This window comes from Verrucosispora sp. WMMD573 (assembly GCF_027497175.1).
GTDB lineage: Bacteria > Actinomycetota > Actinomycetes > Mycobacteriales > Micromonosporaceae > Micromonospora.
The window spans coordinates 5,285,698-5,298,460 of sequence record NZ_CP114901.1 but is presented as its reverse complement, the minus strand read 5'-3'; the positions used below and the strand labels follow the sequence as shown (position 1 = coordinate 5,298,460).

At 71.2% G+C, this 12,763-nt stretch carries 14 protein-coding genes and 1 pseudogene; 2 read left to right on the top strand and 13 right to left on the bottom strand.

The annotated features are described in order from the left end of the window. Positions 1-54 precede the first annotated feature (54 nt). From O7601_RS24120 to O7601_RS24105, 4 genes are all read right to left on the bottom strand, one after another. Positions 55-1,440: a rhodanese-like domain-containing protein gene (locus tag O7601_RS24120; RefSeq protein WP_281563369.1), complete on the bottom strand. Its 1,386-nt coding sequence runs from the start codon at positions 1,438-1,440 to the stop codon at positions 55-57. A gap of 76 nt (positions 1,441-1,516) precedes the next feature. Then, complete coding sequence (locus O7601_RS24115; RefSeq protein WP_281563368.1) at positions 1,517-1,933, bottom strand: carbonic anhydrase; 417 nt, start codon at positions 1,931-1,933, stop codon at positions 1,517-1,519. A gap of 2 nt (positions 1,934-1,935) precedes the next feature. Next, positions 1,936-3,699: a sulfate permease gene (sulP, locus tag O7601_RS24110; protein WP_281563367.1), complete on the bottom strand. Its 1,764-nt coding sequence runs from the start codon at positions 3,697-3,699 to the stop codon at positions 1,936-1,938. Further along, positions 3,696-4,286, bottom strand: a complete 591-nt coding sequence (locus O7601_RS24105; protein WP_281563366.1) for a rhodanese-like domain-containing protein — start codon at positions 4,284-4,286, stop codon at positions 3,696-3,698. The genes sulP and O7601_RS24105 overlap by 4 nt, the downstream gene beginning before the upstream one ends. Positions 4,287-4,440: 154 nt before the next feature. Here O7601_RS24105 and O7601_RS24100 point away from each other — a divergent pair, with 154 nt between their 5' ends. Next, positions 4,441-4,707, top strand: coding sequence for a metal-sensitive transcriptional regulator (locus tag O7601_RS24100; RefSeq protein WP_281563365.1), 267 nt, complete (start codon positions 4,441-4,443; stop codon positions 4,705-4,707). 45 nt (positions 4,708-4,752) lie between these two features. On the opposite strand, the gene O7601_RS24095 is transcribed toward O7601_RS24100, so the two are convergent. The 6 genes and pseudogenes from O7601_RS24095 to O7601_RS24070 all read right to left on the bottom strand — a co-directional run bounded on the left by O7601_RS24095 (position 4,753) and on the right by O7601_RS24070 (position 8,259). Then, positions 4,753-5,376, bottom strand: a complete 624-nt coding sequence (locus O7601_RS24095) for a DUF6518 family protein (protein ID WP_281563364.1) — start codon at positions 5,374-5,376, stop codon at positions 4,753-4,755. Positions 5,377-5,421: 45 nt separating this feature from the next. Then, positions 5,422-5,604, bottom strand: a pseudogene (locus O7601_RS24090) (helix-turn-helix transcriptional regulator); the annotation flags it as partial. A gap of 190 nt (positions 5,605-5,794) precedes the next feature. Further along, a complete protein-coding gene (locus O7601_RS24085) occupies positions 5,795-6,022 on the bottom strand; it encodes a hypothetical protein (RefSeq protein ID WP_281563363.1) in 228 nt (75 codons plus the stop codon). Between the two features lie 114 nt (positions 6,023-6,136). Next, positions 6,137-6,445 carry a hypothetical protein gene (locus tag O7601_RS24080; RefSeq protein WP_281563362.1) on the bottom strand — a complete coding sequence of 103 codons (309 nt, stop codon included), beginning with the start codon at positions 6,443-6,445 and terminating at the stop codon, positions 6,137-6,139. A 39-nt stretch (positions 6,446-6,484) separates the two neighbouring features. Beyond that, the gene (locus O7601_RS24075; RefSeq protein WP_281563361.1) at positions 6,485-7,003 is read right to left on the bottom strand and encodes a MarR family transcriptional regulator; all 519 of its coding nucleotides are present in this window, start codon (positions 7,001-7,003) and stop codon (positions 6,485-6,487) included. 8 nt (positions 7,004-7,011) lie between these two features. After that, entirely contained in the window at positions 7,012-8,259 is a 1,248-nt protein-coding gene (locus tag O7601_RS24070) for an NAD(P)/FAD-dependent oxidoreductase (protein ID WP_281563360.1), read from the bottom strand. 193 nt (positions 8,260-8,452) lie between these two features. Here O7601_RS24070 and O7601_RS24065 point away from each other — a divergent pair, with 193 nt between their 5' ends. Then, on the top strand, positions 8,453-9,799 hold the full coding sequence (locus O7601_RS24065) for a ferredoxin reductase family protein (protein ID WP_281563359.1): 1,347 nt from the start codon (positions 8,453-8,455) through the stop codon (positions 9,797-9,799). 59 nt (positions 9,800-9,858) lie between these two features. On the opposite strand, the gene O7601_RS24060 is transcribed toward O7601_RS24065, so the two are convergent. From O7601_RS24060 to O7601_RS24050, 3 genes are all read right to left on the bottom strand, one after another. Beyond that, a complete protein-coding gene (locus O7601_RS24060; RefSeq protein ID WP_281563358.1) occupies positions 9,859-10,929 on the bottom strand; it encodes a PHB depolymerase family esterase in 1,071 nt (356 codons plus the stop codon). 125 nt (positions 10,930-11,054) lie between these two features. Further along, positions 11,055-12,608, bottom strand: a complete 1,554-nt coding sequence (locus tag O7601_RS24055) for an AMP-binding protein (RefSeq protein WP_281563357.1) — start codon at positions 12,606-12,608, stop codon at positions 11,055-11,057. Next, positions 12,605-12,736: a hypothetical protein gene (locus O7601_RS24050; protein WP_281563356.1), complete on the bottom strand. Its 132-nt coding sequence runs from the start codon at positions 12,734-12,736 to the stop codon at positions 12,605-12,607. The genes O7601_RS24055 and O7601_RS24050 overlap by 4 nt, the downstream gene beginning before the upstream one ends. Positions 12,737-12,763 lie beyond the last annotated feature (27 nt).

The window sequence follows — 12,763 nt, the reverse complement described above, 5'->3', positions numbered from 1 at the left end:
TAGCGGTGCGGGGCGTGACCGCGACAGGAGCGGCCACGCCCGCACCGGTCGGGCTCAGGCCGCGGTGGATTGCCGCAGCGCCTGCCAGGCGCCGTAGCCGCCGAGCAGGTCGGCGACGTCGGTACGGCCGGCCTCCCGCAGCAGGCTGGCCGCGACCGAGGAGCGGTAGCCACCGGCGCAGTGCACGACGACGGGCCGGTCCTCGGGCACCTCGTCGAGTCGCCGGGGCAGTTCGGCCAGCGGGATGTGCAGCGATCCGGCGATCGCGCCCTGCTCGCGCTCGCCGGCGTTGCGCACGTCGAGCACGCGCGGCGGCTCGGTCCGGTCGAGCGCCTCGCGCAGCTCGGTGGCGGTGACCCGGCTGGCCGGGGTCAGCTCGGCGACCATCTCGCGGAACGCGTCCTCGGGATCGCGCAGGTAACCGGCGACATGGTCGAAACCGATCCGGGCGAGGCGGGTCACGATCTCCTCCTCGCGGTCCTGGTGGGCGACGACGAGGATGGTGCGCTCGGGTGCCACGACGCTACCGGCGGTCTCGGCGAAGCGGCCGTCGGCAGGGATGTTGATCGCGCCACGAAGGTGCCCGGCGGCGTACTCGTGCGGGTCGCGGGTGTCGACGACGATGGCACCGTCGGCCCGGGCGGCGAGGAACTCGGCGGGGGTGAGCGGCCGGGCGGCGCGGGCGCGGTCGAACAGCTCGCGGGCCTTGCGGTTGAGCACCGCATCGAAGGCGAAGTACCCGGGCGTCGCCGGCTGACCACCGGCGACCAGCGCGACGAACTGCTCCTCACCCATCGGCGCGCAGGCGTAGTTGGTGCGGCGCTGCTCGCCGATGGTGGACTGCCGCTCGGTCGACAGGTTCTTGCCGCAGGCCGAGCCCGCGCCGTGGGCCGGGAAGACCCGCACCTGATCGGGCAGGTTCATCAGCTTCTGGTGCACGCTGTGGTAGAGCATGCTGCCCAACTCGTCGGCGGTGACGCCGAGCGAGGCGAGCAGATCGGGCCGGCCCACGTCGCCGATGAACAACGCGTCACCGGTCAGCACCCCGTACGGCACGGGGTCGTCGGCGTGCTCGTACACCAGCACGCTTATCGACTCCGGAGTGTGGCCCGGCGTCTCCATGATCTCCAGGGTCACCTCGCCGAGGCTGATCCGGTCGCCGTCGGTCAACTTGCGGATCGGATACTCGGTCTCGGCGCGTCGGCCGTACCCGATCCAGGCGCCGGTCGCCGCCGCCACCTCCAGATGCCCGGCGAGGAAGTCGGCGTGGAAATGGGTGTTGATCACGCCCTCGATGGTCAGCCCCCGGGCCCGGGAGTCGATGAGGTACTCCTCGATGTCGCGGCGCGGGTCGACCAGGACCGCCCGACCGGTGGTGTCGTCGGCGACCAGGTACGACGCCTGGGAGAGGCAGTCCAGGTAGTACTGGGTGAACAGCATGGTCAAACTCCTTCATGACGAGAACGGTCGGCGGAACTCTCCCACATACCCCCCGGGGTATGCGATGGGCACAGTGCTACGGTCCGGTTTTCGGCGGGGTCACCTCCGCGACGAGTTCGGGTGCCCAGCACCGGTGGCCGCAGCGGCCGGCATGCACGGCCAGGATGCGGGTGCCCGGCAGCCGGGTGGCCAGCCGGGACAGGCCGGCGCGCAGTTGGCGATGATGCTCGGCCACGCTCACCGGGTTTCCCGCGCAGTCGGAGTGGGCGGCGACGACCAGCGTCGCGCTGCCGTGTGCCCGCTGGGAGACCCGCACCTTCTCCAGCAGAGAGTCCAGTCGGGACTCACCTGTCGTGGCCAGCAGTGCCTCCGGCCCGGGCTCGGTGATGGTGTCGAGGTACTCGACGTCGAGATGCCGTCTCACCCACTCGTCGAGGGGACGCTGGATGCGACCGTCGATGCAGCTCAGCAGCGTGGCGAAGCGGTCCGGCACGGCTAGAACACCTCCTGTGGCGACGGCGGCCGTGCGGGTGTGCCGACCACCGGCTGCGCCGCTCCGCCGCCGGTGGCCGTCAGCGCAGCGGTCAGGTCAGGGTGCACCTGACCGGCGGCATGTACCGTCTGCCACACGCCCGCCCGTCCGAGCAGGTCGCGCACCGGCCCACGGACGGTGGCCAGGTGCAGCGCCACGCCCCGGGACGCGAGACGTTCGTGAAGCTCGGCGACGGCGTGGGCGCCGTCGACATCGGCGTCGCTGATCGCGCTGGCGTCGAGCACCAGTGCCGTCAGTTCCGGCCGTTGCTCGGCCAGGCTGAGCAGCCGGTCCTCCAGGAACTGCGCGTTGGCGAAGTACAGCGGTCCGTCCACCCGGACGATCGCGGCCCGGGGGTCGGTGATCAGGCCCGCGTAGCGCGCCACGTTGCGGTACGTCTGCGTGCCCGGCACCCGGCCGAGTTCGGCCAGATGCGGCCGGGCCGAACGCCACAGGAAGACCGCCAGGGCGAAGGTCACGCCGGCGGCGAGACCGGGTTCGACCCCGAACAGCAGGGTGACCACGAAGGTGAGCGCGAGGGTCAGCCCGTCCGAGCGGCGGGTCCGCCACGCGGTCACCGCCGACCGGCGGTCGACAAGCCCGAGCACCGCCACCACCACGATGGCGGCGAGCACCGCCTTGGGCAGGTGGTGGAAGGCCGGCGTCAGGAATACCGCGGTCAGGGCCACCATCAGGGCGGTGACCACACTGGCCAGGGGGGTGCGTGCCCCGGCCGAGTAGTTCACCGCGCTGCGGGAGAAGCCGCCGGCCACCGGAAACGCCTGGAACAGGCCGGCTGCGACGTTTGCCGAACCGACCGCCGCGAGCTCCTGGTTGGGGCTGATCTGCTGGCGGCTCCGCGCCGCGAGGGACTTGGCCACGGCGATGCCCTCCATGTAGGCGACCAGGGCGATCGCCGCCGCCGCCGGCAGCAACGCCGTCACGTCCGAGCCGCCGAGCGCGGGGAGGGCCGGAGCGGGAAGTCCGCCGGGGACCTCGGTGAGGATCCGCACGCCGCGCGTGCCGAGGGAGAAGGCGATGCTGGCCACGGTGACGCCCGCCACCACGAGCAGGGCGCCGGGCAGTTTCGGCAGGTAGCGGCGAACCAGTAGCAGACCGGCGACGCTGGTCGCCGAGACGAGGACTGTCAGCGGGTGGACGGTGGTGGCCGAACGCCAGAGCGACGCGGCGATCTCCGGAAAGGTCTCCGCCCGCCCCGCGTCGAGTCCGAGCAGGTCCTTCACCTGGCTGGTCGCGATCACGATCGCGGCGGCGGAGGCGAAGCCGGACAGCACCGAGTGGGACATGAAGTTGATCAGGGCCCCGAGCCGGAGCACACCCATCAGCACCTGGATCGCGCCGACCAGCAGGGCGAGCAGACCGGCGAGGGCGGCGTAACGGGTGGGGTCGCCGTCGGCCAGGGGAGCGAGCGCGGTGCCGGTCATCAGCGCGGTGATGGCCACCGGCCCGACGGCCAGCGATCCGGAACTACCCAGCAGCGCGTAGACCAGCAGCGGCACGACCGAGGCGTAGAGCCCGGTGACCGGAGGCATGCCGGCCAGCGCGGCATAGGCCATGCTCTGCGGGACCAGCATGACCGCCACGGTCAGACCGGCGATCAGGTCGTGGCGCAGGGTGCGGCGGTCGTAGTGGCGCAGCCATCCGAGCAGGGGCACCACCCGGGCCGGGCCGGTGCGGTCCTGCCGGACGTACTCCGTACCGTTCACGCCTGTTGCCGATCGTTGCGCAGCCGCGCCAGGGACCGGTCGACGTCGCAACCGGCGCCGCGGTTGTAGGGCAGCCGGGACAGCATCGCTCCCATCGCGCAGGTGTCGGTAAGGGCGGCGAAGGTCAGGCCGGCGCCGACGAAGCCGGCCACGAACCGGGCGGCGGGCACCCAGACACTGGCGACGACGGTGAGCAGCACCACACCGCCCGCGACGAGGCGCACCTGGCGTTCCAGGCTCCACCGCTGCCGGCCACGCTCGACCGGTCCGCCCCCGGCGATCCAGGCGTTCATGCCGCCGGTGATGACGGTGGCATCGGTCAGTCCGGCGTTCGCCAGCCGGGTGCAGGCCGTCGTGGCCCGGTTGCCGGACTGGCACATCAGCAGGATTCGGCCGCCCGCGTCGTCGACGATCCGACCGAGGTGCGCGTCGACCTGGTCGAGCGGGAGGTTGATCGAGGCGGGAACGTGTGCGGTCTCGAACTCGCTCGGGGTGCGTACGTCGACGATCAGCACGTCGGGGTTGTCGGCGACCAGGGCCCGCGCGGTGGGCACGTCGATGGTCGGGGAACTGTTCCTGGCGGTCACGGGACACTCCATCCTCAGATCCAGATATATACCCCGGGGGGTATCTGGATCCGAGTATTGACCAAGGATCGGAGAACCGCAAACAGCTCGCGGTCGGCCGCCCGGAAATACCCCCGGGTGTACTGTTGTTCGACGACGTGGGAAGGGGTGGGGGATGCAGGTCGACGAGGACGCGGTCGGTGACGTGGTCAAGCGACTTCGCCGTGCCGAGGGCCAGATTCGCGGCGTCATCGGCATGCTCGAAGACGGTCGGGACTGTGCCGAGGTGGTGACCCAACTCGCGGCGGTCTCGCGCGCGCTGGACCGCGCCGGCTTCAAGATCATCGCTAGCGGTCTGGAGCAGTGCGTCAGCGGCGCCGCCGGGGAGGACCGCAAGGCCAACCTCGAACAGATGGAAAAGCTCTTCCTGTCGCTGGCCTGAGGTTCGTCGCCGAACAGTCGCGCCCCGGCGGAGTCGGGGCTGCGGTCAGCGGAAACCGGCGATCAGGAATGCTGCCAGGCCCGCCAGCGCCAGCGGCAACGCCGCGGCGAGGGCCAGCACCCGCTGCCGGTTCGTACGCGCGGCGAGAACGAGGACCAGCAGGCCGAGCGTGATCCTGATCAGGGCGTCCCAGATCGGGTCGTCGCCGTAGTTCGGGTGGCCGATCCGGCGGATCTCCAGCCCCGCCTCGGCGAACAGCACCGCAGCCGGCAGCGCTGGCCCGACCACCTGTCGCCGACCTGCCCCGTGTGTCCATATCCCAGCGATGCCGAAGATCACTCCGGCGAGGACGCCGAAGCACATCCAGAGCAGAGAGGTCGGTGCCCACAGCACGGCCCAGTCGTCTCCCTGCACGAGGGCCGCCGTGGCGTAGTAACCGGGCACCGCGACCACGAGCGCGACAGTGGCGCCCGCCGCCGCGCGCAGCGTGCCCGACCGCACCCAGAGGCCGAAGAGGTAGGCGGCGACCGCCCACACCGCACTGGAGTTGCCGAGGTCGCCGACGGGATGCGGCACGTACTTGATCCAGATGAAGTCGAGGCAGCCGAGCGGCAGTCCGCCCAGGGCCGCCGCGAGCACCACCCGCCGGTTGTCGGGTTCAGGTCGCATGGGCTGCGAGCATACTGGGTATGCACCAGCGTCGCGCGTCGCGCGTCAACGCGATGCGACGCCGTTGCGGTAGGCCCAGACGACCGTCTGGAGCCGGTCCCGCACGCCGATCTTGGCCATGGCGCGGCCGAGGTGCGACTTGACCGTGCTGGTCTCGATGAACAACTCGTCGGCGATCTCGACGTTGGACAGCCCTCGGGCCAGCAGGCCGATGATCTCGACCTCCCGCGCGGTGAGCTGATGCGCGGCGGCGACCCGACCGCCTCGGTGATGATCCGGCGGGTCGCGGTGAGGCCGTCACCGCCGGGCATGCGTACGTCCATGCAGATGACCTCGGGTCGGAGCCGGCGGGCCAGCTCGACGGCGGTGGACCCGCTCGACGCCTCACGGCCGTCGGGCCGGCCGGTCGTTGCTCACCTCAGGCGAGACCTGCCGGGGGAGGAAGCACCGGATGGTTGCCGTCGCTGTCTCCCGGGCGACCGCGCAGCACCCCCACGACGAGCCGGGGATTGTCGAGGGTCTCCTTGCCCTGGGACCGGATCCACGCCACCGCGGCCTTCGCCGCCGACGGATCCGGGTCGATCAGTCGCTCGGCCGCCGCCGGCACCACCATGCCGGACAGGTGATGGGCGGCGACGACGTGCAATGCGCGCCATCCGGGCGCGTTCCGCGCCGATGGCGGCGCGCACCATGGCCTGCTGTGCCCGCACCGCCTCGTCCGCACGGACCCGCACCAGTTGCAGGTAACGCCGATAGGTGGCTACGTAGCTGCCGACGAGGACGAGACCGGCGTAGGCCAGGGCGCTGGTGGCCAGATGTCCGATGGTCGTGGCGAGCGGTCCGGGACCCGCGCCGGGCCGAGGGTGAGACCCTGCGTCGGTGCCACGAACCGAAACAACAGCGTCATGACCAGGAACGTCAGCACGGTGAGCAGCGCCGCGAGCAGGCAGTCCCGCGCGAACCGACCGGTCACCCCGACCCGGGTCAGCCGCTCGTCGAACCAGTGGGTCAGCCGCAGTGGGCCCGGGACGTCGACGGCGTCCGTGACGGTGGCGCTGTGGTCGGACATCCGATGGCCGTCCTCGCTCCGGCGCCCGACCGGAACTGATCACCTCACCGGGCCGCTCCGCGCCGCGTCCCCGCGGTTCCCACCTTCGTCGGGGTCGCTGCGGAGGCGGTCCAACTCGGCGAGGTACATCGCCTGCATCCGGTCGTAGTGGCGAACCAGTAGGTTGACCTCCTCGACGCTGTAGCCCTCAACGAGCCGCTCGGTCCGCTCGGCGAACTGTTCGTACGGCCGTGCCAGCTCGGCGATCCGCTCGGGCCGCAGGGTGACGATCACCCGTCGCCGGTCCGCCGGATCGCGCTCGGCCGTCACGTAGCCCGCCTGCCGGAGCCGGCGGAGCATGCTGGTCACCGCCCCGGTGGTGAGGTTGGTCCGCTCGGCGACCTGCCCTGCGGTGACGGAGCCGACGTCTGCCAGGTAGTCCAGGCACTCCAGGTCGCTCACGGTGAGGCCCAGCCGTTCCGCGACGGCGTACCGGAACACCATGGACAGCCGGGACGTCTCCCGCCCGGCGCGCATGAGGTCGGCGATCGCGGCGGCACGGGCCGGCTGGTGGGACATGACCGCCATCATGCCTCCGGCACGGTGACCCGGTGCAACCGAGGTAACACCCGGGTCAGCACCCAGTGCGGTGCGGCAGCGCCCCCCGTGAGGCGGCGCATCAGCCGGGCAGCGGTGTCGACGGCACGGAAGGCGTACGGCACCATCTCGTTCTGGTACCTGGCGATCGCCACCTCCACCGGGGTGCCGTTCGTGCGGGCCTCGACCAGTCGTTGACCGAGCAGGGCGGCGTCGCGGAGCGCGGTGTTGCCGCCCTGGGCGCCGAACGGTGGCATGGCGTGCACGGCGTCGCCCATCATCGTTGCCCGGGGTACCGTCCAGCGGTGCGGGCGCCGGCCGGTGGCGAAGAGGTTGAGGACCGTGGCGTCCAGTTCCGCCGTGTCGACCAGCCGCCGGACGAGTGGGTGGAAGTCCGCACTCATCCGGGCGGCCAGCCTCCACAGCGTCAGCAGGTGCCCGCGAACGTCGATGGGCACCTCCTCCTGCCGGAGCAGCATTGCCCACATGACGTAGTCCTCGCCGGTGGGCGCGTAGCTGCTCGGGGCCAGACGGGCGAACGCCTCCGGCGGGCGTTCGCCGAACCGCATGGGGGTGAAGAAGAAGGCGCGGCCGGGCCGGTCCGCGATGGCCAGCACCCCGCTGGTACGCAGCGCGTCCGGGATGACGCTCTCGCCGTTGTGCCGCAGGGGTGATCGCCCGTAGATGCCCACCATCGTGGTGTCCGCCGGGTGCGCGTCCGGCATGAGCTGCGCGCGCAGCGCCGAGCCGACGCCGTCCGCGCCGGCCACGACGGTCGCTGCGGCGACCCCGCCGTCGGAGAACCGCAGCCGCAGCCGGGCCGGGTCGTCACTGTCCACCGCGACGGCGGTCTTGCCGTAGTGGATGCGCCCGTCCAACCCGGACTGCAGGATCGACCGCAGGGTCAGCCGGTCGACCTGGCGGGTCGCGTACGGCTCGTTCTTGAAGTTGATGGTGAAGGCGTCCCGCAGCCGGCTGTCGGTGAAGCGCAGCTGCCCGCCGGGCTCGTCGCCGGTGGTCAGCGCCAGGCGGTACAACGGGCGGGGCAGGCTCTCGCGCAGCGCCGCCAGCCCGTACCGGTCGAGAATGATGCGGTAGCCCTGCCGCCGGACGAAGGGGCCTGCGTCCCGTTCGTAGACGTGCACGTCGATGCCGGCGCGCATCAGGTACTGGGCGAGACAGAGACCGGATAACCCGGCGCCGGCGATGGCCACCGAGAAGTCAGTCGATACCCTCATGCCATTATCTTAATGACTAAGATGTTTGGGGCAAGGCCGCCGGCTCGGCACGGTGACGGCATTGCCGGGGCTGTGCGTGATCCTCAGTCGCCGGTCAGGGGCCGCGCTCACCGTGGTGCTGCCTGCTGGTCTTGCCATCGACGGCGGCGGCGGCCATTCTGCCCCTGACACGACGGACCGACAGGAAGACAGGATGACCGCTGTCTCTCAGCCACCGATATCGACCACCTTCCACTCCACAAGCGTCGCGCGCGTCGTGACCCTGGCCTTTCTCCTCGCCAACGTTGTCGTGATCCACGCGATGTTCTTCCTGGCCGGGTCGCCGGCGTACAACGCCCTTGGTTCGATAGGTCGTCTCCTCGGCCTGTATCTGGCCTTCGCGATGGTCGTGCAACTGCTGCTGATCGCGCGGTTGCCGTTGCTGGACCGCGGCTTCGGCATGGACCACCTCACCGTCTGGCACCGGTGGACCGGCCTCGCGATCTTCTGGCTCGCCGTGCTGCACCCGGTGGTCGTGCTGCTGGGCTTCGCCACCTACAGCAACGTCTCGTTCCTGAGTGAGACGCTCACCCTGTCCCAGCAGATGCCGGTCCTGCTGGGAATGATCGCCGTCGCCGTGATGGTCGTCGTGGTCGCGTTCTCGGTGCAGGCCGCCCGAAAGCGGCTGCCGTACGAGGTCTGGCACGCCGTTCATCTGCTGCTCTACGCGGCGGTCCTGCTCGCCGTGCTGCACCAGGTCTACAAGGGAACCACGTTCACCGGCAACGCCCTGACCCAGATCTACTGGTGGGGTCTGTGGGCCTTCGCCATCGGCGCACTGCTGATCGGCCGGCTGTTCCTTCCGCTGGCCCGCAACGCCCGGCACCGCCTGCGGGTCGCCGCTGTGGTTCCCGAACCGGACAACGCGGTCTCGGTGCACATCACCGGCCGGGATCTGCACCTGCTGCCCGCCCGCGCCGGGCAGTTCTTTCTGTGGCGATTCCCCGGGCACAACCCCTGGTGGCAGGTCAATCCGTTCTCGCTGTCCGCCGCCCCGGACGGCCGCTCTTTGCGGCTGACCGCCAAGGGCGTCGGCACCACCAGTTCGGGGCTACGTGGCCTACGGGCCGGCACCCGGGTCTTCGCCGAGGGACCGTACGGCGCACTCACCGCCTCACAACGGGTTCGTGACTCGACCCTGCTGATCGCCGGCGGAATCGGCATCACGCCCATCCGTGCCCTCCTGGAGGATCCGGACCTGACCGACGTGGTCGTCCTCTACCGCGTTCGGGACGCCGCCAAGGCCGCCCTGCTCGCAGAGTTACAGAATCTCGCCAAGACCCGGGGCGCCCGGTTACACCTGCTGGCCGGGCGCACCGGACCGGACAACAATCCCTTCGCGCCGGCGAATCTCGCCACGTTGGTACCTGACATCGTCGATCGTGACGTGTTCATCTGCGGTCCACCGCCGCTCACCCTGGCCGTGCTGGACACCCTGCGCCGGCTCGGCGTGCCGAAGCGTCAGGTGCACGCGGAGCTTTTCCGCCTCGCCGGCGGGTGATCTCGGCTACGCACCTCGGGGCGGGTACCGGCCCTGGCAACCCTGGCTGACGGCCGTCCTCATCGCTTGGGGTGGCGTTCGGCGAACCGCCACACGATCTCGCTGGCGTCCGGGCCCGCGTGATCGGTGTACCTGCCGTCGCCGTTCGGGCCCGGCCAAGCGTGCCCCATGCCGTCGACGTGGTACGACTCGACGATCGACGAGCCGTCAGCCGCGGTGATCGTCGTACGCGTGTACGCGTGTCGTCCCGCCGTGGCTGGCACGGACACGGTCTCCTCGGTCAGGCCGAGGCTGTCGTTGGGCTGCCCGTCGTCGATGAGATCACCCACCGCGGTCCACTGCGCGGCGAGTCGGGTGGCGACCAGGGACGGCACGACATCGTCCTGCTCACCCTGAATGATCAGCAGCGGCACCCGCCGGGCCCGCTCGCCCATCTGCGCCCACGCCTGCCGGGCCGTGTCCAGTGGTGAGGTCGAATCCGGGTCGTCCGGGTCGACCTGGTTGAGCCCGTACTCGCCGCCGGCGACCGAGGTCACCGTGGCGAAGACGTCGGGATAGGTCGCGGCGAGGATGACGGCGGTGCCCGCCCCCGACGACGCGCCGGCCACGTGCACCTGCGCCGGATCCGCGTCGTACTTCTCGACCACCTCGCGCGCGACACCGGCCAGCAGCGCGGGCTCTCCGGTGTGCCGCTGCTGCTGCCGGGGGTCGGCCGAGTTCCAGCAGGCGATCACGTTGCGGGAGATCAACTGCGTGGGGTAGACGACGATGAAGCCTTCCCGGTCGGCCAGGCTGTTGAACTGGGTGGTGGCCTTCATCGAGTTCCACCCGTAGCCGGTCATCGCGCAACCGTGGATCGCCATGACGACCGGCAGCCGGGCGGTCCCGTCCTGCTGGGGCGGGAGATGGACCTGGTAACGCTGCGAACCAGCAGGTCCCTGGTAGACATGGTTGTGGTCGCCCTCGCTCATCTGCCAGGGCAGGCCGAGCTGGAGGGCGGCGACGCCGAGACTGATGACGGCCGCGGCGGCGACGAAGATGCTGGAGACGATCCGCAGCCATCGCCGCGGCCGACGACGAGGGTCGACGTCGGTGTTCATCGCAGCCTCGGTGGCAGGGGTGATGGGCATGTATCCATGACAGCGCGGACGCCGCCAACCCGTCAGTGGCGTGGTGTCATGACCGCAGGTGACACTGCGTCACTGGTCGTGGCGGTCGAATGATCACGATGCGTTCGACGGCGGGTCGCAGTCCGTCACTCGCTGGCGTCGCGTTCGTCGGCCAGGCTGGCCAGGCGTCGCTTGTCAGGCTTGCCGGCGGCCGTGACCGGTGCCTCGGCGATGAAAGTGATCCTCCGGGGGGTGCTAGCCTCGCCGAGCTGCTTCCGGACCAGCTCGCGCAGCACGTCCGGATCCGGCTGCCGCCCCTGGGCGGGGACCACGAAGGCGTGCACCGCCTCGCCGGTCTCCTCGTCGGGCGCGGCCACCACGTACGCCTCGGCGACGTCGTCACAGGTGGCGAGGACACGTTCGATCGGGCCGGCGTACTGGAGGTCGGCGTTGACGATGATCACGTCCCGGGCCCGTCCCAGCAGGTACAGGTAGCCGTCGCGGTCCAGCCGGCCGAGGTCCCGGGTGCGTACCCAGCCGTCGGTGAAGACCTCGGCGGTCTCTGCCGGGTCGTTCCAGTAACCGCCGGCCTGGGACGGGGTGCGGACGAAGACCTCCCCCTCGACCCCGGCCGCGACCGGCCGGCCGTCGGTGTCGCGGACCTGCACCTCGACCGCGGTTGGTGGCCGGCCAACCGAGGCGAGCAGGGCTGGTGCGGCGAGCATCTCCGCCGGGGTCAGCATGGAGATCATGCCGGTCTCGGTCTGGCCGTAGCCGTGGTAGACGACCGGTCCGAGCACGCGCAACGCCTCGGCGAGCCGGGCCGGATGCAGGGGGGCGCCGGAGACCAGCAGGGCGCGTAGCGCGCCGAGGTCGGCCGGCGTGGCGCGCTGGGCGGCGACCAGTTGTGCCAGCCGGGGCACGGTGATCACGCTGGCGGTGGCGCGGTGCCGGACCAGCGCATCGGGGAAGAACGGCGCACCGGCAGGGGGTGGCTCGGCGATCACCATGGTGCCCCCGGCGGCCAGGGTGAGCACGCCGTACTCCAGCATCACCTGGCTGTTCAGCGACCCGAAAACCAGGTAGCGGTCGAGGTGGCCGGCGAGGTCCCGGACCGCCGGTGGCCACCGGTCGGGGTGCGCCACCCAGGCGGCGTCGAGGGACGCGTACGTCTGGAGGCAGCCCTTGGGGTTGCCGGTGCTGCCGCTGGTGTAGACGACCCGGGCGATGTCGTGCGGATGCCCGGCGGGGACCGGCGGTGTGACGTCGGCGCGGGTGGCGCTCAGGTCAGGGGTCTCGTCGACCGGGCCGACGCCGAGCAGGGGTAGGTCGGCGGTGACGGCCCGCAGTTGCGGGGTCGCGGTCGAGCGGTCGACGAGCACCGCCGAGATCCGGTGGCCGAGCAGGTGCCGGAGGCGATCGGGAGGTAGTCCGGGGCGTACCCCGGCGACCCGGGCCCCGACCACCTGGGCCGCGACGATGGCGGCGAACGCCTCCGGTGTCACGCCGAGCGCCACCGCCACCCCGGCGCCGGGACCGATTCCCGCCGCCTGTAGACCTGCGGCGATCCGGGCGATCAGCTCGGACAACTCGTCGGCGCTTACGGTACGCGGACCGTGTTCGAGGACCGGACGGGTCCGCCCGCCGCGCAGCAGGTCGAGGATCGCCTGCGGATAGCCCGGCGCGGCTCCCGCCGTCACCCGACTGCTCCCAGGGCGGGGGCGACGCCGACTTCCAGGACGATGTAGTCATGACCGTCGCGTTCGAGCAACGCGCCGAGTTGCGGCCCCGCCGGCCCCGCACCGATGATCAGGTAGTCGTGCGTCATGTGCCCGGACGGTAGCGACGGGTCATC

What these genes read in the sequence shown, in the direction of transcription:
- O7601_RS24095 (WP_281563364.1), bottom strand. Translation starts at nt 5,376, where the DNA reads ATGCGACCTGAACCCGACAACCGGCGGGTGGTGCTCGCGGCGGCCCTG.
- O7601_RS24070 (WP_281563360.1), bottom strand. Translation starts at nt 8,259, where the DNA reads ATGAGGGTATCGACTGACTTCTCGGTGGCCATCGCCGGCGCCGGGTTA.
- O7601_RS24050 (WP_281563356.1), bottom strand. Translation starts at nt 12,736, where the DNA reads ATGACGCACGACTACCTGATCATCGGTGCGGGGCCGGCGGGGCCGCAA.
- O7601_RS24080 (WP_281563362.1), bottom strand. Translation starts at nt 6,445, where the DNA reads ATGTCCGACCACAGCGCCACCGTCACGGACGCCGTCGACGTCCCGGGC.
- O7601_RS24065 (WP_281563359.1), top strand. Translation starts at nt 8,453, where the DNA reads ATGACCGCTGTCTCTCAGCCACCGATATCGACCACCTTCCACTCCACA.
- O7601_RS24075 (WP_281563361.1), bottom strand. Translation starts at nt 7,003, where the DNA reads ATGTCCCACCAGCCGGCCCGTGCCGCCGCGATCGCCGACCTCATGCGC.
- O7601_RS24100 (WP_281563365.1), top strand. Translation starts at nt 4,441, where the DNA reads ATGCAGGTCGACGAGGACGCGGTCGGTGACGTGGTCAAGCGACTTCGC.
- O7601_RS24060 (WP_281563358.1), bottom strand. Translation starts at nt 10,929, where the DNA reads ATGCCCATCACCCCTGCCACCGAGGCTGCGATGAACACCGACGTCGAC.
- O7601_RS24120 (WP_281563369.1), bottom strand. Translation starts at nt 1,440, where the DNA reads ATGCTGTTCACCCAGTACTACCTGGACTGCCTCTCCCAGGCGTCGTAC.